This is a genomic window from Pseudomonas migulae (assembly GCF_024169315.1).
In the GTDB taxonomy this organism is placed as follows: Bacteria; Pseudomonadota; Gammaproteobacteria; order Pseudomonadales; family Pseudomonadaceae; genus Aquipseudomonas; species Aquipseudomonas migulae_B.
This window is the reverse complement of record NZ_JALJWR010000001.1, coordinates 3,375,610-3,397,988: the sequence shown is the minus strand read 5'-3', so window position 1 is coordinate 3,397,988 and position 22,379 is coordinate 3,375,610. Positions and strand designations below refer to the sequence as shown.

18 protein-coding genes are annotated in these 22,379 nt (G+C 59.2%); 14 read left to right on the top strand and 4 right to left on the bottom strand.

The genetic code is table 11. From position 1 onward, the window contains the following. Window positions 1–235: 235 nt before the first annotated feature. Window positions 236–1,060 carry an SDR family oxidoreductase gene (locus J2Y86_RS15575; protein WP_253433002.1) on the bottom strand — a complete coding sequence of 275 codons (825 nt, stop codon included), beginning with the start codon at window positions 1,058–1,060 and terminating at the stop codon, window positions 236–238. A gap of 259 nt (window positions 1,061–1,319) precedes the next feature. Continuing rightward, window positions 1,320–2,360 (bottom strand): threonine aldolase family protein, encoded by a 1,041-nt coding sequence (locus J2Y86_RS15570; protein WP_017341185.1) that lies wholly within the window; start codon window positions 2,358–2,360, stop codon window positions 1,320–1,322. Between the two features lie 133 nt (window positions 2,361–2,493). Between J2Y86_RS15570 and J2Y86_RS15565 the strand changes: the two genes are divergently transcribed. The 8 genes from J2Y86_RS15565 to fdhA all read left to right on the top strand — a co-directional run bounded on the left by J2Y86_RS15565 (window position 2,494) and on the right by fdhA (window position 12,691). Then, entirely contained in the window at window positions 2,494–3,204 is a 711-nt protein-coding gene (locus tag J2Y86_RS15565) for a TraX family protein (protein WP_253440315.1), read from the top strand. Between the two features lie 319 nt (window positions 3,205–3,523). Further along, window positions 3,524–4,777 carry a serine hydroxymethyltransferase gene (glyA, locus tag J2Y86_RS15560; protein WP_150634431.1) on the top strand — a complete coding sequence of 418 codons (1,254 nt, stop codon included), beginning with the start codon at window positions 3,524–3,526 and terminating at the stop codon, window positions 4,775–4,777. 23 nt (window positions 4,778–4,800) lie between these two features. Beyond that, window positions 4,801–6,051, top strand: a complete 1,251-nt coding sequence (locus tag J2Y86_RS15555; protein WP_007947735.1) for a sarcosine oxidase subunit beta — start codon at window positions 4,801–4,803, stop codon at window positions 6,049–6,051. A gap of 14 nt (window positions 6,052–6,065) precedes the next feature. Beyond that, window positions 6,066–6,395, top strand: coding sequence for a sarcosine oxidase subunit delta (locus tag J2Y86_RS15550; protein WP_253432999.1), 330 nt, complete (start codon window positions 6,066–6,068; stop codon window positions 6,393–6,395). Then, window positions 6,392–9,409, top strand: a complete 3,018-nt coding sequence (locus J2Y86_RS15545; protein WP_017341181.1) for a sarcosine oxidase subunit alpha — start codon at window positions 6,392–6,394, stop codon at window positions 9,407–9,409. Before J2Y86_RS15550 ends, J2Y86_RS15545 begins: the two co-directional genes overlap by 4 nt. A 165-nt stretch (window positions 9,410–9,574) precedes the next feature. Further along, entirely contained in the window at window positions 9,575–10,207 is a 633-nt protein-coding gene (locus J2Y86_RS15540; protein ID WP_253432996.1) for a sarcosine oxidase subunit gamma, read from the top strand. Between the two features lie 217 nt (window positions 10,208–10,424). Next, entirely contained in the window at window positions 10,425–11,282 is an 858-nt protein-coding gene (gene purU / locus J2Y86_RS15535) for a formyltetrahydrofolate deformylase (protein ID WP_109635419.1), read from the top strand. 209 nt (window positions 11,283–11,491) lie between these two features. Further along, complete coding sequence (gene fdhA, locus J2Y86_RS15530; RefSeq protein WP_007947729.1) at window positions 11,492–12,691, top strand: formaldehyde dehydrogenase, glutathione-independent; 1,200 nt, start codon at window positions 11,492–11,494, stop codon at window positions 12,689–12,691. 42 nt (window positions 12,692–12,733) lie between these two features. Here fdhA and J2Y86_RS15525 read toward each other — a convergent pair whose 3' ends face one another. After that, complete coding sequence (locus J2Y86_RS15525) at window positions 12,734–13,063, bottom strand: hypothetical protein (protein WP_253432993.1); 330 nt, start codon at window positions 13,061–13,063, stop codon at window positions 12,734–12,736. 351 nt (window positions 13,064–13,414) lie between these two features. Here J2Y86_RS15525 and J2Y86_RS15520 point away from each other — a divergent pair, with 351 nt between their 5' ends. Next, window positions 13,415–13,963 carry a DUF2780 domain-containing protein gene (locus J2Y86_RS15520; RefSeq protein WP_253432990.1) on the top strand — a complete coding sequence of 183 codons (549 nt, stop codon included), beginning with the start codon at window positions 13,415–13,417 and terminating at the stop codon, window positions 13,961–13,963. Between the two features lies 1 nt (window position 13,964). On the opposite strand, the gene J2Y86_RS15515 is transcribed toward J2Y86_RS15520, so the two are convergent. After that, window positions 13,965–14,852, bottom strand: coding sequence for an acyltransferase (locus tag J2Y86_RS15515; protein ID WP_253432987.1), 888 nt, complete (start codon window positions 14,850–14,852; stop codon window positions 13,965–13,967). A 308-nt stretch (window positions 14,853–15,160) separates the two neighbouring features. On the opposite strand from J2Y86_RS15515, the gene J2Y86_RS15510 reads away from it, so the two are divergent. The 5 genes from J2Y86_RS15510 (at window position 15,161) to J2Y86_RS15490 (ending at window position 22,370) form a co-directional block, all read left to right on the top strand. After that, window positions 15,161–15,664, top strand: a complete 504-nt coding sequence (locus J2Y86_RS15510) for an ATP-dependent zinc protease family protein (protein WP_017341175.1) — start codon at window positions 15,161–15,163, stop codon at window positions 15,662–15,664. A gap of 74 nt (window positions 15,665–15,738) precedes the next feature. After that, window positions 15,739–16,419, top strand: coding sequence for a two-component system response regulator CreB (gene creB, locus J2Y86_RS15505; protein ID WP_253432985.1), 681 nt, complete (start codon window positions 15,739–15,741; stop codon window positions 16,417–16,419). Further along, window positions 16,419–17,837: a two-component system sensor histidine kinase CreC gene (creC, locus tag J2Y86_RS15500; protein ID WP_253432982.1), complete on the top strand. Its 1,419-nt coding sequence runs from the start codon at window positions 16,419–16,421 to the stop codon at window positions 17,835–17,837. Before creB ends, creC begins: the two co-directional genes overlap by 1 nt. 203 nt (window positions 17,838–18,040) lie before the next feature. Continuing rightward, window positions 18,041–19,411, top strand: coding sequence for a cell envelope integrity protein CreD (creD, locus tag J2Y86_RS15495; protein WP_253432977.1), 1,371 nt, complete (start codon window positions 18,041–18,043; stop codon window positions 19,409–19,411). Between the two features lie 136 nt (window positions 19,412–19,547). Beyond that, a complete protein-coding gene (locus J2Y86_RS15490; protein WP_253432974.1) occupies window positions 19,548–22,370 on the top strand; it encodes an RHS repeat domain-containing protein in 2,823 nt (940 codons plus the stop codon). The last annotated feature ends 9 nt before the right edge of the window (window positions 22,371–22,379 follow it).

Genomic DNA, 22,379 nt, shown 5'->3' with positions numbered 1-22,379 from the left:
CGTGGTGTAGGAGTTTTTACGCGCGCGATTTCATATTTGAAGAGGGAAGTTGAATATATATTCGTGGGGTCATTGAAAGTTATCGGATGGGTTTTTGGCTGATCGGCGAAGGGTTGAGCACTACTGAAGTAACCTTGTTGAAGCGGCGAACTATATAAGTCCGCCTGTTGATACGACTGTCCGCAAGATTTGTCAGTGAGCTATGAGGTGTTGGCTCTTTCTAAAAGCGTTTCACTTAATCAATAAACAGATCCGGCATCAGCGGGTCGGTTGTGTCCGGCGCGAACCGATACCCTTCAAAATCCGTCACCCCGTTTTCCCGCAGAATCTCCTCATCAATCAGCAACCGCCCAGTAATGCTGCGACCGCTGCTGTCCAGGATCGCATGGGCCGCATCGGCCATGATCGCCGGCGTACGCGCATGCTTGAATGACTCCCGTGACCCCAGCTGAAATTCGATGGCGGCAGTGGCGATCATCGTCTGCGGCCACAATGAATTGACGCTAATACCGTAATTCTTGAATTCCTCACTCATCCCCAATGTGAGCATGCTCATGCCGTACTTGGTCACGGTGTACGGGCTGTATTGGGCGAACCATTGGGTGGCCAGGTTGAGCGGCGGCGACAGGTTGAGGATATGGCCGCTGCTTTTTTTCAAATAGGGCAGGGCCGCCTGGCTGCACAGCAACACGGCACGGGTGTTGATCTGATGCATCAGGTCGAAGCGCTTGAGTTCGATGTGCTGCACGCCTGTCAGCTTGATTGCGCCGGCATTGTTGATCAGCGCATCAATGCCGCCGAAATGTTCGTTGGCTCGGGCCAGTGCTTCACGCACCGCGACTTCATCACGCACATCCACCTGCAAGGCCAGGGCCTTGCCGCCTGCGTCCTCGACCTCCTTCGCCACACTGAAAATCGTGCCCGGCAGTTTGGGGTGCGGCTCGGCGCTTTTGGCCGCAATCACAATGTTGGCCCCATCTCGCGCCGCCCGCAGCGCGATCTCTCGACCGATCCCGCGACTGGCGCCGGTAATGAACAGGGTTTTGCCTTGTAAGGACATGCGTACGCTCCTGATTATTGTTATCTGAGCTGAGGGCTCGACAAACAATGTAGACGATGGAGCTGGCGCAGGCGGGAAGTGGAGGAGCGAACCTTGTGGCGAGGGGATTTATCCCCGTTGGGCCGCGAAGCGGCCCCAAAACCATTCACCGCGATCTGTCAGATGGAATGAGGTCGCAGATTTTACGACGGCTGCGCCGCCGAACGGGGTGGTGCGGCATTCCGATAAATCCCCTCGCCACAGGGGATCCGGTTGCTGCTTAGCGAGACATGACTTCGCGGATATCCGCCGCCAGTTCACGCACGCGCTCTTCCTCGGTGTCCCACGAGCACATGAAGCGTGCGCCGCCGTTGCCGATGAAGGTGTAGAAGCGCCAGCCCTTGGCGGTCAGCGCGGCGATGGCCGGTTCCGAGAGTTGCAGGAACACGCCGTTGGCCTGCACCGGGAACATCAGTTCAACGCCTTGAATGTCGCTGACCAGTTCGGCCAGCAACTGCGCGCAGTGGTTGGCGTGGCGGGCGTATTTGAGCCAGGCGTCGTTTTCCAGAATCCCGACCCACGGTGCCGAGAGGAAGCGCATCTTGGACGCCAGCTGACCGGCCTGTTTGCAGCGATAGTCAAAGTCTTCGGCCAGTTTGTGGTTGAAGAACAGAATCGCTTCACCCACGGCCATGCCGTTTTTCGTGCCGCCGAAGCACAACACATCGACGCCGGCCTTCCAGGTCAGATCGGCCGGAGAGCAGCCAAGAAATGCGCAGGCGTTGGAGAAGCGCGCGCCGTCCATGTGCAGGTTCAGGCCCAGTTCTTTGCAGGTGGCGCTGATGGCGCGGATTTCTTCCGGGGTGTAGATGCTGCCGACTTCGGTGGCCTGGGTCAGGGTCACGACGCGCGGTTTCGGGTAGTGGATGTCCTGGCGCTTGAGGGCCACTTCGCGGATCGATTCCGGCGTCAGCTTGCCGTTTTCGGTGCGAGCGACCAGCAGCTTGGAGCCGTTGGAGAAGAATTCCGGCGCGCCGCATTCGTCGGTTTCGACGTGGGCGGTTTCCGAGCAGATCACGCTGTGGTAACTCTGGCATAGCGACGAAAGGGCCAATGAGTTGGCCGCAGTGCCGTTGAACGCGAAGAACACTTCGCAGTCGGTTTCGAACAATTTGCGGAATTGATCGGACGCGCGGGCGGTCCATTCATCGTCGCCGTAAGCGCGCTGGTGGCCGTGGTTGGCCTGTTCCATGGCAGCCCAGGCTTCAGGGCAGATACCGGAATAGTTGTCGCTGGCGAATTGTTGGCTCTTATCGGTCATGGCCCTGCTTTCCGTGGTCGAGACGCTTATGGTGAAGCGTCTCGTGGTCAATGATGGTGCGCACTTTACCGAAGATCATCCGGGGAGCACACGGGTTGCGTCTGACAGAACATTACGGAGACGACGGGCAATTATGCACATGACGCAACGGGATGGGGCACTGGATCTGCTGAAGTGGCTGGCGCTGCTGAGCATGGTGCTCGATCACCTGCGATATGTCGGCTATTCCGTCGATATTCTGTATGTGCCAGGCCGGTTGGCATTTCCGTGGTTCTGCCTGGCGATGGCGGTGAATGTTTCGCGGGGACGGGAAGTCACACATCCGTGGCGGTATCTGGGATGGTTGTTGCTGTTCAGTGCCATCAGTGAAATCCCCTACAGGATGTTCATTCCTGATCCCAACACCTTGAACGTGTTGCCGACGCTGGCGCTCGGGCTGTTGGTCGCCCGCGGTTGGCAGCAGGAAACGCTGCAATCGCGACTGCTTGCGGTTGGCGCTCTGACGCTGGCGGCGCTGTTCTCGGAACGTCTGATGTTCGGCTTCTTTGGTGTTCTGCTGCCGCTGGCGATGTTGCTGGTGATCAGGCGGCCCTGGTATTTCAGCCTGTTTCCGGGATTGGTTTGCATGGCAGCCAATCAATGGCATGTGCTGTATGCCTCGGCCCGGTTCGGCAGTAGTGCCGCGATCCTTGGCATCGCCGCTTGTCTGATAGCGCCATTGCTCGGGTTGTTCTTGTTGCGACATGCCGGTCGTTTCAAGCCACCGCCGATGCGGCGTTGGGCGTATGCGCTCTATCCCGCGCATTTCCTCGTGCTTCTGGCCTTGCGCCAACTCCTGGCCTGACCCCGCCCTTGTGGCGAGGGGATTTATCCCCGTTGGGCCGCGAAGCGGCCCCCTGCATTCTTTCAGGGATACCCCGCGAGCAAGTATTGCGACGGCTTCGCCGTCGAACGGGGCGGTGCGACGTCTCGCTAAATCCCCTCGCCACCAAAGGCTTCCTTTCCCACCCATTTCCGCCCATGTCGTAAACGCACCTTTGCGTGGCGTCCGTAGGCATTTGACCTGTCTGCGCCGGTCATACCATCGCATTCAAAGGGCACTGCCGAAAGGTACGTGCCTCACCGAGACGAAAGGCGCAGAAGCCGCCGCTGGGAGAGACGCGATGTTCAGCAAGCAAGACCAGATCAAGGGTTACGACGATGCACTGCTGGCGGCGATGAATGCCGAGGAGCAACGCCAGGAAGATCACATCGAGCTGATCGCGTCAGAGAACTACACCAGCAAACGCGTCATGGAAGCGCAAGGCAGTGGCCTGACCAACAAATACGCCGAAGGATATCCGGGCAAGCGCTACTACGGTGGCTGCGAGCACGTGGACAAGGTTGAAGCCCTGGCCATCGAACGCGCCAAGCAACTGTTCGGCGCCGATTACGCGAACGTCCAGCCGCACTCCGGTTCTTCCGCGAACAGCGCCGTTTACCTGGCCCTGATCCAGGCGGGCGACACCATTCTGGGCATGAGCCTGGCCCACGGTGGTCACCTGACCCACGGCGCCAAAGTGTCGTCCTCGGGCAAGCTGTACAACGCCGTGCAGTACGGTATCGACACCAAAACCGGCCTGATCGACTACGACGAAGTCGAGCGCCTGGCCGTCGAATGCAAGCCGAAAATGATCGTTGCCGGCTTCTCGGCTTACTCCAAGACCCTCGACTTCCCACGCTTCCGCCAGATCGCCGACAAGGTCGGTGCGCTGCTGTTCGTCGACATGGCTCACGTCGCCGGTCTGGTCGCTGCCGGCCTGTACCCGAACCCGCTGCCTTACGCCGACGTGGTCACCACCACCACCCACAAGACCCTGCGCGGTCCGCGTGGCGGCCTGATCCTGTGCAAGGCCAACGAAGAAATCGAGAAGAAGCTCAACGCGGCAGTCTTCCCGGGTGCCCAGGGTGGCCCGCTGATGCACGTGATTGCCGGTAAGGCTGTGTGCTTCAAGGAAGCACTGGAACCTGGCTTCAAGGCTTACCAACAACAAGTGATCGATAACGCCCAAGCCATGGCCGGCGTATTTATCAAACGCGGCTACGATGTAGTGTCCGGCGGTACCGATAACCACCTGTTCCTGGTCAGCCTGATCCGTCAGGGCCTCACCGGCAAAGAGGCGGACGCAGCACTCGGTCGCGCCCACATCACCGTGAACAAGAACGCTGTCCCGAATGATCCACAGTCGCCGTTCGTGACCTCCGGCCTGCGCATCGGCACCCCGGCGGTGACCACGCGCGGCTTCAAGGTGACCCAGTGCGTCACGCTGGCCGGCTGGATCTGCGACATCCTCGACAACCTCGGCGACGCCGATGTCGAGGCCAATGTCGCGCAGCAAGTGTCGGCACTGTGCGCGGACTTCCCGGTTTATCGCTGAGCGCGGTTTTGGAGTAAATGACTATGCAACGCTACTCGGGCTTCGGCCTCTTCAAACACTCCCTCAGCCATCACGAAAACTGGCAGAAAATGTGGCGCACGCCGACCCCTAAAAAGGTCTATGACGTGGTCATCGTCGGCGGTGGCGGGCATGGTCTCGCCACGGCTTACTACCTCGCGAAAGAGCACGGCATCACCAACGTGGCCGTGGTCGAGAAAGGCTGGCTGGGCGGCGGTAACACCGCGCGCAACACCACCATCGTTCGCTCCAACTACCTGTGGGACGAGTCGGCGCATCTGTACGAACACGCGATGAAACTGTGGGAAGGCCTGTCCCAGGACCTGAACTACAACGTGATGTTCTCCCAGCGTGGCGTCTACAACCTGTGCCACACCCTGCAGGACATTCGTGATTCCGAGCGTCGGGTCAGCGCCAACCGCCTCAACGGCGTGGACGGTGAACTGCTCGATGCCAAGCAAGTGGCCGACGAGATTCCGTACCTCGACTGCTCGAAGAACACTCGCTACCCGGTGATGGGCGCCACCGTCCAGCGTCGCGGCGGCGTGGCCCGTCACGATGCCGTGGCGTGGGGCTTTGCGCGTGCCGCCGACGCCTTGGGCGTGGACCTGATCCAGCAGACCGAAGTGATCGGTTTCCGCAAGGAAAACGGCGTGTGCATCGGTGTTGAAACCAACAAGGGTTTCATCGGCGCCAAGCGCGTCGGCGTGGTCACGGCCGGTAACTCCGGGCACATGGCCAAACTGGCCGGTTTCCGTCTGCCGATCGAATCCCACCCGCTGCAAGCGCTGGTGTCCGAGCCGATCAAGCCGATTATCGACAGCGTGATCATGTCCAACGCCGTGCACGGCTACATCAGCCAGTCCGACAAGGGCGACCTGGTGATCGGCGCCGGTATCGACGGCTACAACGGCTACGGCCAGCGTGGTTCGTACCCGGTCATCGAACACACCATCCAGGCCATCGTCGAGATGTTCCCGGTGCTGTCCCGCGTACGCATGAACCGTCAGTGGGGCGGCATCGTCGACACCACGCCGGATGCGTGCCCGATCATCTCGAAAACCCCGGTACCGAACATGTTCTTCAACTGCGGTTGGGGCACCGGTGGCTTCAAGGCAACACCTGGCTCGGGCAACGTATTTGCCGCAAGCCTGGCCAAGGGTGAAATGCACCCATTGGCCGCACCTTTCTCCATCGACCGTTTCCACAACGGTGCGTTGATCGACGAACACGGCGCTGCTGCGGTTGCCCACTAACAGGAGAAATCCCCATGTTGCATATCTTCTGTCCTCACTGCGGCGAGCTGCGCTCCGAAGAGGAATTTCACGCATCCGGCCAGGCGCACATCCCGCGTCCACTGGATCCGAACACCTGCACCGACGAGGAGTGGGGCGACTACATGTTCTTCCGCGATAACCCTCGCGGTCTGCACCACGAATTGTGGATTCACGCCGCCGGTTGCCGTCAGTACTTCAACGCCACCCGCGACACCGTGACCTACGAGATTCTGGAAACCTACAAGATCGGCACCAAGCCACAATTCACCGACAAGACCGACAGCCCGAAAGCGGCCGCCACGGCTCTGGGAGAGAAGGTATGAGCCAGATCAATCGCCTGTCCAACGGCGGACGGATCGACCGCAACAAAGTGCTGAGCTTCACCTTCAACGGCCAGGTCTACAAAGGCTTTGAAGGCGACTCCCTGGCCGCTGCCCTGCTGGCCAACGGTGTCGACATCATCGGTCGCAGCTTCAAGTATTCCCGTCCGCGCGGCATCTTCGCTGCCGGTGCCGAAGAGCCGAACGCCGTGCTGCAGATCGGCGCGACCGAAGCCACGCAAATCCCGAACGTACGCGCCACGCAACAAGCGCTGTACCAAGGCCTGGTTGCCACCAGCACCAACGGCTGGCCGAGCGTGAACAACGACATGATGGGGATTCTCGGCAAGGTCGGCGGCAAGCTGATGCCACCGGGTTTCTACTACAAAACCTTCATGTACCCGCAATCGTTCTGGATGACTTACGAGAAGTACATCCGTAAGGCTGCCGGCCTTGGCCGCTCGCCGACCGAGAACGATCCGGACACCTACGACTACATGAACCAGCACTGCGACGTGCTGATCGTCGGCGGTGGCCCGGCTGGCCTGGCCGCCGCACTGGCAGCAGCTCGCAGTGGTGCTCGCGTAATCCTCGCCGATGAACAGGAAGAGTTCGGCGGCAGCCTGCTCGATTCCCGCGAAAGCCTCGACGGCAAACCGGCCACCGAATGGGTCGCCAGCGTCATCGCCGAACTGAAAGACACTCCGGACGTGCTGCTGTTGCCGCGCGCCACGGTCAACGGCTACCACGACCATAACTTCCTGACCATTCACGAGCGCCTGACCGATCACCTCGGCGACCGCGCCCCGATTGGCCAGGTGCGTCAGCGCATTCACCGGGTTCGCGCCAAGCGCGTGGTCCTGGCGACCGGCGCTCACGAGCGTCCACTGGTCTACGGCAACAACGACGTGCCGGGCAACATGCTCGCCGGCGCTGTCTCGACTTACGTGCGCCGTTACGGCGTGGCACCGGGCAAGAAACTGGTGCTGTCGACCAACAACGATCACGCCTACCGCGTTGCGCTGGATTGGCTCGACGCCAGTCTGCAAGTGGTGGCCATCGCTGACGCCCGCAGCAACCCGCGTGGTGCGCTGGTGGAAGAAGCCCGCGCCAAAGGCATTCGCATCCTGACCGGCAGCGCCGTGATCGAGGCCCGTGGCAGCAAGCACGTGACCGCCGCTCGCGTCGCCGCGATCGATGTAAAAGCCCACGCCGTGACCAGTCCTGGCGAGTGGCTCGATTGCGATTTGATCGCCAGTTCCGGCGGCTACAGCCCAGTGGTTCACCTGGCTTCGCACCTGGGTGGCAAGCCGATCTGGCGTGAAGACATCCTCGGTTTCGTACCGGGCGAAGCACCGCAGAAACGGGTGTGTGTCGGTGGCATCAATGGCGTCTACGGCCTCGGCGATTCGCTGGCCGATGGTTTTGAAGGTGGGGCCCGCGCCGCCAGCGAAGCCGGTTTTAGCGTGGTCGAAGGCACCTTGCCGAAAGCCCTGAGCCGTCTGGAAGAGCCTACGTTGGCGCTGTTCCAGGTGCCGCACGAAAAGAACACGGCACGGGCGCCGAAGCAATTCGTCGACCTGCAAAACGACGTCACCGCCGCCGCCATCGAGCTGGCGACCCGCGAGGGTTTCGAGTCGGTCGAGCACGTCAAACGCTACACCGCACTGGGCTTCGGTACTGACCAGGGCAAGCTCGGCAACGTCAACGGCCTGGCCATCGCCGCCCGTTCGCTGAACGTGACCATCCCGCAGATGGGCACCACGATGTTCCGTCCGAACTACACGCCGGTGACCTTCGGCGCCGTGGCCGGCCGTCACTGCGGGCACATCTTCGAACCTGTCCGCTTCACTGCGCTGCATCATTGGCACGTGAAGAATGGCGCCGAGTTCGAAGACGTGGGTCAGTGGAAACGTCCGTGGTACTTCCCGAAAAACGGTGAAGACATTCACGCAGCTGTAAAACGCGAATGCAAAGCCGTGCGCGACAGCGTCGGCCTGCTGGACGCGTCGACCCTGGGCAAGATCGACATTCAAGGCCCGGATGCGCGTGAATTCCTCAACCGCATCTACACCAACGCCTGGACCAAGCTCGACGTGGGCAAGGCCCGTTACGGCCTGATGTGCAAAGAAGACGGCATGGTCTTCGACGACGGCGTTACCGCTTGCCTCGCCGACAACCATTTCGTGATGACCACCACCACTGGCGGCGCCGCACGCGTGCTGCAATGGCTGGAAATCTACCAGCAGACCGAATGGCCAGACCTGAAGGTGTACTTCACTTCCGTGACGGATCACTGGGCAACCATGACCCTGTCCGGGCCGAACAGCCGCAAGCTGCTCAGCGAAGTCACCGACATCGACCTGAGTAACGAAGCCTTCCCGTTCATGACCTGGAAAGAAGGCCTGGTCGGCGGTGTGCCGGCGCGGGTGTTCCGGATTTCGTTTACCGGTGAGCTGTCGTACGAAGTCAACGTGCAAGCCGACTACGCCATGGGCGTGCTCGAGAAAATCGTCGAGGCCGGCAAGCAGTACAACCTGACGCCGTATGGCACCGAAACCATGCACATCCTGCGGGCCGAGAAGGGCTTCATCATCGTCGGTCAGGACACCGACGGCTCGATGACCCCGGATGACCTGAACATGGGCTGGTGTGTCGGTCGCACCAAACCGTTCTCGTGGATCGGCTGGCGTGGCATGAACCGCGAAGACTGCGTGCGTGATCAACGTAAACAGCTGGTGGGCCTGAAGCCGATCGATCCGACCAAATGGCTGCCGGAAGGGGCGCAACTGGTGTTCAACACCAAGCAGACGATCCCGATGACGATGGTCGGTCACGTCACTTCCAGCTACCTGCACAACTCCCTCGGTTATTCGTTTGCCATGGGCGTGGTCAAGGGCGGCTTGAAGCGCATCGGCGAGCGCGTGTTCGCACCGCTGGCCGATGGCAGCGTGATCGAGGCGGAAATCGTTTCTTCGGTGTTCTTCGATCCGAAAGGTGATCGCCAGAACATCTAGTGGCTCTTGAGCTTGCGGGTGGGCAATGACACCGAGTCGGCCCGTTCGCGAGCAAGCCCGCTCCCACAGGGGAACGCGGTCGAATGTGGGAGCGGGCTTGCTCGCGAAGGCGGCAGAACAGCCACCACAAGGACCGCAACCAACAGAATTCAGGAAAGGTGCTTTATGACCGCAGCCAATGTTTACCAACAACGCCCAACCACCGGGGCCAAGGCCGAGTCGTCGCTGCATCACGCCGACCTCGCCAGCCTGGTGGGCAAGGGTCGCAAAAACGCCGGCGTGATCGTGCGTGAGAAAAAACTCCTCGGCCACCTGACCATTCGTGGCGATGGCCACGAAGCTGCGTTTGCCGCGGGCGTGCACAAGGCGCTGGGCATCGAATTGCCGGGCGCACTGAGCGTCATCGTCAAAGGCGAAACCAGCCTGCAATGGGTGGGGCCGGATGAATGGCTGCTGATCGTGCCAACCGGCGAAGAGTTCGCCGCGGAGCAGAAACTGCGTGAAGCGCTGGGCGACCTGCACATTCAGATCGTCAACGTCAGCGGCGGCCAGCAGATCCTCGAACTGAGCGGTCCGAACGTGCGCCAGGTGCTGATGAAATCCACCAGCTACGACGTGCACCCGAACAGCTTTCCGGTGGGCAAGGCCGTGGGCACCGTGTTCGCCAAGTCGCAACTGGTGATCCGCCACACCGCCGAAGACACCTGGGAACTGCTGATCCGCCGCAGCTTCTCGGATTATTGGTGGTTGTGGTTACAGGATGCGGCAGCCGAGTACGGGCTTAGCGTTCAGGCTTAATGATCGTTTGTGGCTAGGGGTTTTTGTGGGGAGGGGCCTTTGTGGCGAGGGGATTTATCCCCGTTGGGCTGCGCAGCAGCCCTGAAACCTCACAACGCGGTATCCCAGCCAAATTGAGTTGACTGGTTTTACGACTGCTTCGCAGCCGAACGGGGATAAATCCCCTCGCCACAGGGGTCTCTGCGACCACCTAATTTGCAGCAGGAGTCACCGCACTATGAGCCGCGCCCCAGACACATGGATTCTGACCGCCGACTGCCCCAGCGTCCTCGGCACCGTGGACGCGGTGACCCGCTTTCTGTTCGAGCAGGGCTGCTACGTCACCGAGCACCACTCCTTCGATGACCGGCTCTCGGGCCGTTTCTTCATTCGCGTGGAATTCCGCCAGCCCGACGGTTTCGATGAACAAGCCTTCCGCGCGGGTTTGGCGGAACGCGGTCAAGCCTTCGGCATGGTCTTCGAGCTGACCGAGCCGAACTACCGGCCAAAAGTGGTGATCATGGTTTCCAAGGCCGATCACTGCCTCAACGATCTGCTCTACCGCCAGCGCATCGGCCAGTTGTCGATGGACGTCGCCGCCGTGGTCTCCAACCACCCGGACCTCAAGCCGCTGGCCGACTGGCACCAGATTCCGTATTACCACTTCCCGCTGGACCCGAACGACAAGCCGTCGCAGGAGCGTCAGGTGTGGCAGGTGATCGAGGAGTCCGGCGCCGAACTGGTGATCCTTGCCCGTTACATGCAGGTTCTGTCGCCGGAGCTATGCCGCAAACTCGACGGCAAGGCAATCAATATCCATCACTCCTTGCTGCCGGGGTTCAAGGGCGCGAAGCCTTACCACCAGGCGTACAACAAGGGCGTGAAACTGGTAGGCGCCACGGCGCACTACATCAACAACGACCTGGACGAAGGACCGATCATCGCCCAGGGCGTGGAGGCTGTGGACCACAGTCATTACCCGGAAGATCTGATCGCCAAGGGGCGGGATATTGAAGGGTTGACCCTGGCTCGTGCCGTTGGATATCACATCGAGCGAAGGGTGTTTCTCAACGCGAACAGAACCGTCGTTCTTTAGATCGCCTTCGCGGGCAAGCCCGCTCCCACAGGGATTTGTGTCTGCCCACAAATCTCAGTCACACCGAAGATCCAATGTGGGAGCGGGCTTGCTCGCGAAGAGGCCCTCATGAACAACGCAAAAAGACACAGGCAACAACCCGAGCAATCAACGCGCCGCCGCTCCATGGCGACGCGACCGCTACATAAAAACAACAGCGAGGTGAAAGCATGTCTGGCAATCGTGGTGTGGTGTATCTCGGCAATGGCAAAGTCGAAATACAGAAAATCGACTATCCGAAAATGCAGGACCCGCGCGGCAGGAAGATCAACCACGCTGTCATCCTGCGTGTGGTTTCCACCAACATCTGTGGTTCCGACCAGCACATGGTGCGCGGCCGTACCACTGCTCAGACCGGTCTGGTGCTGGGCCACGAGATCACTGGTGAAGTGATCGAGAAGGGCAGCGACGTCGAAAACCTGCAAATCGGCGACCTGGTGTCCGTACCGTTCAACGTGGCTTGCGGGCGCTGCCGTTCCTGCAAGGAAATGCACACCGGTGTCTGCCTCAGTGTTAACCCGGCGCGTCCGGGCGGTGCTTACGGTTACGTCGACATGGGCGACTGGACCGGCGGCCAGGCTGAATACGCGATGGTGCCGTACGCCGACTTCAACCTGCTGAAACTGCCTGATCGTGATCGCGCGATGGAAAAAATCCGCGACCTGACCTGCCTCTCCGACATCCTGCCGACCGGTTATCACGGCGCAGTGACGGCCGGCGTTGGCCCAGGCAGCACCGTATACATCGCCGGTGCCGGTCCGGTCGGCCTGGCCGCTGCCGCTTCCGCTCGCCTGCTGGGCGCGGCGGTGGTGATCATCGGTGACGTCAACACTGTCCGCCTGGCGCACGCCAAGGCTCAGGGTTTCGAAATTGCCGACCTGTCCCTGGATACTCCGCTGCACGAACAGATCGCTGCGCTGCTGGGCGAGCCAGAAGTGGACTGCGCCGTCGACGCCGTAGGCTTCGAAGCGCGCGGTCACGGCCATGACGGGGTGAAACACGAGGCTCCGGCCACCGTGCTCAACTCGCTGATGGGCGTGGTTCGGGTCGCCGGCAAAATCGGTATCCCTGGCCTGTACGTGACCGAAGATCCGGGTGCTGTGGACGCCGCCGCGAAAATGGGCAGCCTGAGCATCCGCTTCGGTCTGGGCTGGGCCAAGTCCCACAGCTTCCACACCGGCCAGACCCCGGTGATGAAGTACAACCGCCAGCTGATGCAGGCGATCATGTGGGATCGTATCCATATCGCCGACATCGTTGGCGTGGAAGTCATCAGCCTGGATGACGCGCCACGTGGTTATGGCGAGTTCGATGCGGGCGTGCCGAAGAAGTTTGTGATCGATCCGCACAAGTTGTTCAGCGCGGCGTAAATTGCACGGATGAAAAAGGGCAACCCATGGGTTGCCCTTTTTTCATTTATTTTTCCATTTTTTTGCTCGGAATGCGCATTTGCTGGCGTCACCGTTAGCGGTTACACAATCATCTATATTCCAGTTGCTTCCAGTGCCTTCAACCGCGGTACCGTTCCTGTAGCCGACCGAGGCGCCGAGGTCGCCCTTGCCGTCATACCGGCAGATGACAACCGAATCGGGAGTGTCTTTGTCTTTAAGGCGTGCCGAGGTGAAGGTCAGTTCTTCGCCGCCTTGAGAGTGGCTCATCGAGAGCGTCGGGCAAGTTGCTGCATAGGCGGTGCTCATCATCAGGCTAACCAGGATACCAGTGGCAATTTTCAGCTTCATCATTTGTACTCCGTTACAGGGTGGGAGCAGATGTTCGCTTTGCTAATGAATGCTGCCTACTGTCAGATCTGACAGGTATCTAGTTCAATTTGAAATGCTTATTACCGTCAACTGGTAGAAAGTGATCTAAAAAATCGCCGCCTTCGGCAGCGGGACTCGGGCTGTTGTTCACAGGCTCGTTCAGCGACAGCGGTTGTGCCAGTCATCGCGGGGCATCCGGGTTTCACGTTTGATATACGTGGTGATGGTGAAAATGGATGCGCAGGCGAGGAACATGCCGACAGATACCCGGTCAAACCGGCAGTTTCTCCGCCCCATTGACGGGTGGTTTTCACAGCGCAAGAGGATGTCTGGATGAAGATTTCACGCGGTTTTGCACTGGCATCGCTCATGACCCTGGCGGCCAGCCCGGTCTTTGCTCAGTTCAGCCTGAGCGATGCGGCCAATGCCATTTCCGGCATGAAGGGCGAGAACGCCGCCACAGCCGCAGCGCCGACGTCTGAAACGGCCGGTCTGCTGGGGGCGCTCAGCCAATTGAATGTGACACCGCAACAAGCCGTCGGTGGCACCGGGGCAATGTTGGGGTTGGCGAAGAACCAGTTGAGTTCGACCGACTATTCGGAACTGGCTAAAAACGTACCGGGCATCGACCAGTTGTCGGGCGGTGGTGAACTGGGTGCGCTCGCCGGTTTGCTCGGTTCGAGTGGCAAGGCAGCCGGTCTGGATAACGCGCTGGGCAACGTCAAGGACACCAACGACCTGAACAACGCGTTCAGCGCGCTGGGCATGGACAGCGGCATGATCGGCCAGTTCGCCCCGGTGATTCTGCAATACCTCGGTCAGCAGGGCGTGGGCGGTTCGCTGCTGCAGAGCCTGGGCGGAATCTGGGGCGCCGGCAGCTGATTCAGGGGCGTTCGGCGCGCAAGGCGTCGATGCGCCGGTCCTTCTCGATCCAGAGCTGGTTGACCCAATTCTGGACCGTCTCGCGAAACACCGCATCATTCTCGTAATCACCCTGCCACAGTGCCGGGTCGAGTTCGCGGGTGTTGATGTCGATGATGACCCTCGGCACGTTGCCGCTGATCAAATCCCAGAACCCCGGAATCTTCCGCTGCGGATACACCACCGTCACATCGAGAATGGCGTCCAGCTGTTCACCCATCGCTGCCAGCACAAACGCGACACCGCCCGCCTTGGGTTTGAGCAGATGGGTGAACGGTGACTGTTGCTGAGTGCTTTTCGCCGAGGTGTAGCGGGTGCCTTCGAGGTAATTAACCACCGTCACCGGCTGGCGCTTGAACAGTTCGCACGCCGCTTTGGTGATCTCCAGGTCCTTGCCCGCCAGCGTCGGGTTTTTCGCCAGGAAGGCCTTGGTGTAGCGCTTCATGAACGGGTAATCCAGCGCCCACCACGCCAGGCCCAGGAACGGTACCCAGATCAGTTCTTTCTTGAGGAAGAATTTGAAAAACGGCGTGCGCCGGTTGAGTGTCTGGATCAGCGCCGGGATATCGACCCAGGATTGATGGTTGCTGATCACCAGATAAGAGGTATCGCGACGCAAGTCATCGCCGCCGCGAATGTCCCACTGCGTGGGGATGCACAGGTGGAAGATCAGCTTGTCGATCTCGGCCCAGGTCTCGGCGATCCACATCACCGCTGTTGATGCGTAATCACGCCAGCGGCCGGGCAGGACCAGTTTGAGCAGGGCAAACACCATCAGCGGCCCGAACAGGACCAGGGTGTTGAGTAACAGCAGCAGCGTAACGAAACAGCCGGTGAGCAGGCGGCGCATAAGTAACTCTTGAAAGCGTTTGGGCGCGCCATGATAAGCAGCTTCGGGCGACAGGCCAAATCGGTGGTGACGAATGTTTCACCTTTGTTTCGGTATATTTGATGCCATTCGGATCAAATTGCTCCAGTGACTGTTCTGGTCCCTTCGCGGCAAGCCCGCTCCCACAGGTTTTTGTATCGCTCACGGGGTTACGGTGTGACACAAAACCCTGTGGGAGCGGGCTTGCCCGCGATGCGATCTCAAGAACGAACGAATTGCTCACTGACGGTCTAAAATTCCGCTGCCCATCTCCCAAGGACATCCATCACGTGAAATCCCTCCTCGCACTGCTTTCCCTCGTGGCCCTGCCGGTCCTGGCCGCCGAGCCGACCCTGTATGGGCGCTACGAATACATTGCGCTGCCGGAAATCGGCGGCGAAGTCCTCAAGGCCAAAATGGACACCGGCGCCCTGACCGCGTCGCTGTCGGCCAAGGACATCGAAACCTTCACCCGCGACGGCGATGAGTGGGTGCGCTTCCGCCTCGCTACCAAAGATGCGAGCAACAAGGTCTACGAGCACAAGGTCGCGCGGATCAGCAAGATCAAGACCCGCTCCGAAGAAGACGAGGATGAAGATGCAGCGGCGCCCACCAAGCGTCCGGTGGTCGATCTGGAACTGTGCCTGGGCAACGTCAAGCGCACCGTCGAGGTCAACCTGACCGACCGCAGCAGCTTCAACTACCCGCTGCTGATCGGCGCCAAAGCCCTGCGTGAATTCGGCGCGGCCGTGAACCCGGCGCGGCGTTTCACCGCCGACAAGCCCGACTGCTGATTTCAAGTGGTCTCATTGACGTGAGGTGAGGCTTGGGGCACCGTTCGCCCACTCAACTGCCGGGCTCGGACGCCATGCCTCATATCCTGATTGTCGAAGACGAAGCGGCGATTGCCGACACCCTGATTTTCGCCTTGCAGGGCGAGGGGTTCACCACTACGTGGCTGAGCCTGGGCGCCGCCGCGCTGGATTTTCAACGGCAGACACCCGCCGACCTGATCATTCTCGACATCGGTCTGCCCGACATCAGTGGCTTCGAAACCTGCAAGCAACTGCGGCGTTTCAGCGACGTGCCGGTGATTTTCCTCAGTGCTCGCGATGCGGAAATCGATCGGGTCGTGGGCCTGGAAATCGGCGCCGACGATTACGTGGTCAAGCCGTTCAGCCCACGGGAAGTGGCAGCGCGCGTTCGGGCCATCCTCAAGCGCATGGTGCCGCGTGCGGTGGCCGAGGTCGCATCGACACTGTTTCGCATCGACAGTGAGCGCGTGCAGATCAGCTATCGCGGCCAGTTGCTGACCCTGACGCGCCACGAATTCCGTCTGCTGCAATGCCTGCTCGAACAACCTGAACGCGTCTTCAGCCGCGAGCAATTGCTCGATTCGCTGGGCGTCGCCGCCGATGCCGGGTACGAGCGCAGCATCGACAGCCACATCAAGAGCGTGCGCGCCAAGTTGCGCCTGGTGAAGGCCGACGCCGAGCCGATTCAGACCCATCGCGGCCTCGGCTACAGCTACAGCCCGGGACACAGCTGATGCCATTGGGGATCCGGATTTTTCTGGTCTATGTGCTGTTCATCGGCCTGACGGGTTACTTCGTGCTCAGCACCGTGATGGAAGAAATCCGCCCAGGCGTGCGTCAGTCCACCGAAGAAACCCTGGTCGACACTGCCAACCTGATGGCCGAAATCCTGCGCGACGACTTCAAGGCCGGCACGCTCAACCAGAACCGCTGGCCGGAACTGCTCAGGGCCTACGGCGAGCGTCAGCCAAAGGCCAATATCTGGGGGCTGCCGAAGAATCAGGTCAACCACCGGATCTACGTCACTGACGCGAAGGGCATCGTCGTCCTTGACTCCAGCGGCATGGCGGTGGGCCAGGATTACTCGCGCTGGAACGATGTTTTGCTGACCCTGCGCGGCGAGTACGGCGCCCGCTCCAGTCGCAGCGATCCGAACGATGCCAGCTCCTCGGTGATGCACGTCGGCGCACCGATCCGCGACAACGGCCAGATCATTGGCGTGGTCACGGTCGCCAAACCCAACAGCTCATTACAGCCTTACGTCGATCGCACCGAGCGTCGATTGCTCGCGTATGGCGCCGGACTGATCGGCCTCGGCTTGCTGTTCGGCGCGCTGCTGTCGTGGTGGCTCAGCGCGGCGCTGCGGCGCTTGACCGCTTATGCGAAAGCCGTGAGTGAAGGCCGGCGGGTCGAGGTTCCGCATTATCGCGGCGGCGAGATGGAGCAACTGGCGACCGCGGTGGAACAGATGCGCACACAGCTGGAAGGCAAGGCTTACGTCGAGCGTTATGTGCACACGCTGACCCATGAACTGAAGAGCCCGCTGGCGGCGATTCGCGGCGCGGCGGAGTTGCTGCAGGGTGAGATGCCGCTGGCTCAACAGCAGCGTTTCGTCAGCAACATCGACAGCGAAAGCGTGCGGATGCAGCAGTTGATCGAGCGACTGCTGAATCTGGCTCAGGTCGAGCAGCGCCAGGGCCTGGAAGAGCGGGTGGCCGTGCCGTTGGCGAGTCTGGTCGATGAGTTGCTGAATGCGCAGGCCGCGCGCATCGAAGGCAAGCAGTTGCGGGTGGAGCAGGCGATTCCGGCGGATCTGGCGCTGATCGGTGAACCCTTTCTGTTGCGTCAGGCGCTGGGAAATCTGCTGGAAAATGCCTTGGATTTCACGCCGGCCAAGGGCGTGCTGCGATTCAGCGCCGCGAAGGTCGGGGAGCAGATTGAATTCAAACTGTTCAACCAGGCCGAGGCCATTCCCGACTACGCGTTGCCGCGATTGAGTGAGCGCTTTTATTCCTTGCCGCGTCCGGACAGCGGGCGCAAAAGCACGGGGTTGGGGCTTAACTTTGTGGAAGAAGTGGTGAAGTTGCATGGTGGGACATTGAGTATCGGCAATGTTGAGGGTGGGGTTGAAGTGACGTTGCGGCTGGCTTAGGACCGAGTTGCGGCATTCGCGAGCAAGCCCGCTCCCACATTTGATCTCGGCCGTACACAAAATCCATGTTCGCTGAAGATCGAATGTGGGAGCGGGCTTGCTCGCGAAGAGGCCGGTCCAGTCTCCACACACTCTCCATATTCCCTCCATAAACCCCTCACACTCCGCTCCCAGACTCTCCCCATCCAAACAGGGAGAGTCCCATGAACCGAAATCTGACTATAAAACTCGGGGCGATTGCCCTGCTGATTCTGTTGTTGCTGATCCCGTTGCTGATGATCGACGGCGTGATCCAGGACCGTCAGCAACTGCGCGACGGTGTGCTTGAAGACATCGCGCGCAGCTCCAGCTACAGCCAGCGACTGAGCGGACCGTTGATGGTGGTGCCGTATCGCAAAGTGGTGCGCACCTGGAAACTCAACGAAAAAACCAACGAGCGCTATCAGGAAGTCGGCGAAGAACGCGGTCGTTTGTATTTCCTGCCGGAGCGTTTCGAGCTCGAGGGACAGGTCCAGACTGAACTGCGTTCCCGGGGCATCTACGAGGCGCGGCTGTTCCACGCCGACAACCACATCAGCGGGCACTTCTCGGTCCCGGCACAACTGGGCATCAAGGAAGACTTTGCGGATTACCAGTTCGACCTGCCGTTTCTCGCGGTCGGGATCAGCGACATCCGTGGCATCGAGAATGCCTTGAAACTGGAACTCAATGACCAGCGCCTGGACTTCATTCCCGGCAGTCAGGTGGGCTGGTTGGGCGAGGGTGTGCACGTAACGCTGCCCGCACTGAACACTACGCAAGCCACAGAGCTGGCTTTCGGTTTCGACCTGCGCTTGCAAGGCACCGGCCAATTGCAAATCCTTCCGGTGGGCAAGTCCAGCAAAGTCTCGCTGGCCGCCAACTGGCCGCATCCGAGCTTCATCGGCAACTACCTGCCGGCCCAGCGCGAAGTCTCCGATCAAGGCTTCACGGCCAACTGGCAGACGACGTTTTTCTCCACCAACCTGCAAGAAGCCCTGAGCAGCTGCGTTTCCGGCAACGACTGTGACGCGTTCAACGGGCGCAGCTTTGGCGTGAGCTTCATCGACCCCGTGGACCAGTACCTGAAAAGCGATCGGGCGATCAAATATGCACTGCTGTTCATCGTCCTGACCTTTGCCGGTTTCTTCCTCTTCGAAGTCCTGAAAAGCCTGGCCGTGCACCCGGTGCAATACGCGTTGGTGGGCGTGGCGCTGGCGTTCTTCTACTTGTTGTTGCTGTCGTTGTCCGAACACATCGGTTTTGCCCTGGCCTATCTGTTGTCGGCGAGCGGTTGTGTGTTGTTGATCGGCTTTTATGTTTGCCACGTGCTGCGCAGCGTGCGCCACGGCTTGAGTTTTTCGGCGGGATTGGCGGCGTTGTATGGCTTGCTCTACGGCTTGTTGAGTGCCGAGGATTACGCGCTGCTGATGGGCTCGTTGCTGCTGTTCGGGTTGCTGGGCGTGTTCATGGTGCTGACCCGCAAACTGGACTGGTACGGGATCGGGCAGAAAGCCGCCAAGCCGCTGGAATTCAATATAGGGGTGGTGGAATGAGCCGGTCGTTGGGGTTGCGTGAGGATCAGCGGGAAGGAGCAGACTTGGCCGCGCGAATTGCCGGATTGTTCCCGGAATCCGGCGAACCGCGGCAGGTTGATCTAACCTCGAATGATTGCGCATCGAGAGTCTGGACATGGAATCCGGTCATACCTTGCATCGAAATACACCGAAGCTGGAAGTGGTCGACCCTCGTGGGTTGGCCGTCGCCTCTGTTGCCTACTACCTCAAGACAAGCGCTGATGTGCGGCCCGAGTCGCGTGTGACGCGTGAAACGTTTGATGTGGCGGGACGATCCGTTGCTCATTGGGACCCCCGATTGGGCTCGGGAAGTAACCCGATATCGTCGCTGACAGTCGTACCGGATTTGTCCGGTCAGTCGTTGTTGACAGTCAGTGTCGATGCGGGATGGCGATTGGTCTTGCAGGACGAAGCCGGACAGGTCCACCAGAACTGGGATGGCGCAGGCAATACAACGTGCTTTGGGTACGACTTGATGGGCAGGCCATCAAGTATCGAACAAGCGTCCGCCAATGCTGCTTTGCACTCTGTGGAGCGCGTGTATTACGGAGCATCCGAACCTAACGTCATCGCTCGGAACCAATGCGGTCGATTGATTCGTCACGCCGATACAGCGGGTGTACGGGAGGTGGCTGATTACAGCCTTCAAGGGAAGCCGATTTCCGAGTCGCGGCGCTTTCTGGCGGAGCTTGATCATCCAGGATGGCCGGAAGACGAGCATCAACAGAGTATTTTGTTAGAGCAGGGGGCGGAAAAAACCTACCGCACTTCTTGGCGCTACGATGCATCGGGCGAAATACTGGAACAGGTCGATGCGGCCAGACATGCCCGGCGCTATTCCTATACCCTCCAAGGGCAGTTGCAGAGCACTTGGCTGACTGTTATGGGCAAATCCGAGCAGTGTCTGGTCAGCAACATTGCCTATAACGCGTTCGGTCAGATCGAGCGTGAAACAGCGAGCAATGGCGTCACCAGCTCCCGGGTTTACGATCCTGCCGATGGCAGGTTGCAGCAGTTGCTTACTGTCAAAGGTCAGCGACGCCTGCAGGATTTGCGCTACGACTATGATGCGGTGGGCAACATCCTCGAGATGACGGATGAATCGCAACCCGTCACCTGGTTTGCCAATCAACGTATCGATCCGATCAGTCGCTATGGTTACGACACGTTGTATCGATTGATCAACGCCACGGGGCGTGAAGTGGCATCAGCCGTCAATGGGCCGGGGTTGCCCGATCTGATCTCACCTGTAGATCCCGCTCGGCTGCAAAACTACAGCCAGAGCTGGTGTTATGACGAGGGCGACAATCGGCTCGAACAGCGTCACAGCGATAAGCCGACCCATTTCATGGACATCGATAATCGCAGCAATCGAGGGCTGTCTCACGTTGAAGGGCAAGTCCCCGACTTCGAGGCGAGTTTTGATCGAAACGGCAATCTCAAGGTTTTGGCGCCAGGACAGCCGTTGCGCTGGACGGCTCGCAACCAATTGGAAGAAGTGGTCCTGGTCCAGCGGTCAAGGGCAGAGAACGACAGCGAACGATACGTCTACGACAGCGCAGGCATGCGGGTTCGCAAACTTCGCACTTCGCTGGCGGGAGGTGTGACCCGACAGTCGCAGGTACGGTATTTGCCCGGTCTGGAAATTCGCACGGAAGGCGCCGATAGCAATGACGAAGTGTTGCATGTCATCACAACGCATACCGGACTCTGTTCTGTTCGCCTATTACATTGGAAAGAGGGTCGGCCCTCTGGAATTGCCAAAGATCAACTTCGTTATAGTTTCGATGATCTGTTGGGTAGTAGTACGCTGGAGTTGGATGAAGAGGCTGATTTGATCAGCTATGAAGGATATTATCCATATGGAGGAAGTGCCTGGTGGATGGGGCGCTCTCAAGTAGACGTTGAATATAAGTTTGTGCGTTATTCTGGTAAGGAGCGAGATGCTACCGGGCTTCATTATTATGGTTATCGCTATTATGCGTCGTGGTTAGGGCGGTGGATTAATCCTGATCCTGCATGGGCTATAGATGGGTTGAATTTTTATCGGATGGTGCATAACAACCCTATGAGTCATGGAGATAAAGATGGGCTCTATACCGGTACGGGTGATGTGCATGAGCGCGGTGTGGAAATAAGTCATAAGATTCTCGGTCGTGGTCGCGGCGGACAAACGGTTCAAACCAATGCTCTACTTGATCGCGGGTTTGAGGTGGCTCATGGTGCGCTGAATAAAACTATTGAAGAGTTGGAGAGTGGAACAGGAATGGATTCTAGGCTGAATGAAGTGTACGGCCCAGGAGAAGGTGTACGACTTAAATCGTCTTTATTGACATGGTTTAAAACTCTCAAAAAGGATTTTATCTCGTACAAGGAGGGGCGGAAAAAAGATCAGTTTGTATTTGTTGAGGCAAGAAAAGCAGGGCATGAACGGAGCGCGTTTATATCTCCTAGGGATGAGCATCGGCGTATTTTTATTGATTTGAGGTCTGTCGCGGATGCAGGAGGAGTACTGATGTTCGCTATGACATTGATTCATGAGGTTTCACACCATGCACTAGGAACGCATGATTTTTATTATTATAGGCGTGATCCGTTTCTGAAACAAAATACTAATGATTTTATGAGGGGGTTGAAGTTTGAGGCTGAAGTTGCTAGCGAGGGCCGGCTGAACAGTAGTGATGAAGTGGTAAATAATATTACTGATCTTTTTGAAAAAAATAAACTAAGTGCTGATGAGCTAAAAAGTATGTTTGGTACTAGTGCTTTAAGTGCGGTCAGTCAAGGTATTAGAAATAATGTTCATTATCGATCCCGGGCGTTGTTCTATAATGCAGACTCTTTTGCGCTGACTGCGATGCTCAGCGGAGGCGCATCAATCAGTGCGTCCTCTCAAAACGTCAGAAAATCCGTTTTTGAGCCAGAGCCGGACTATTAGTTCCCTCGG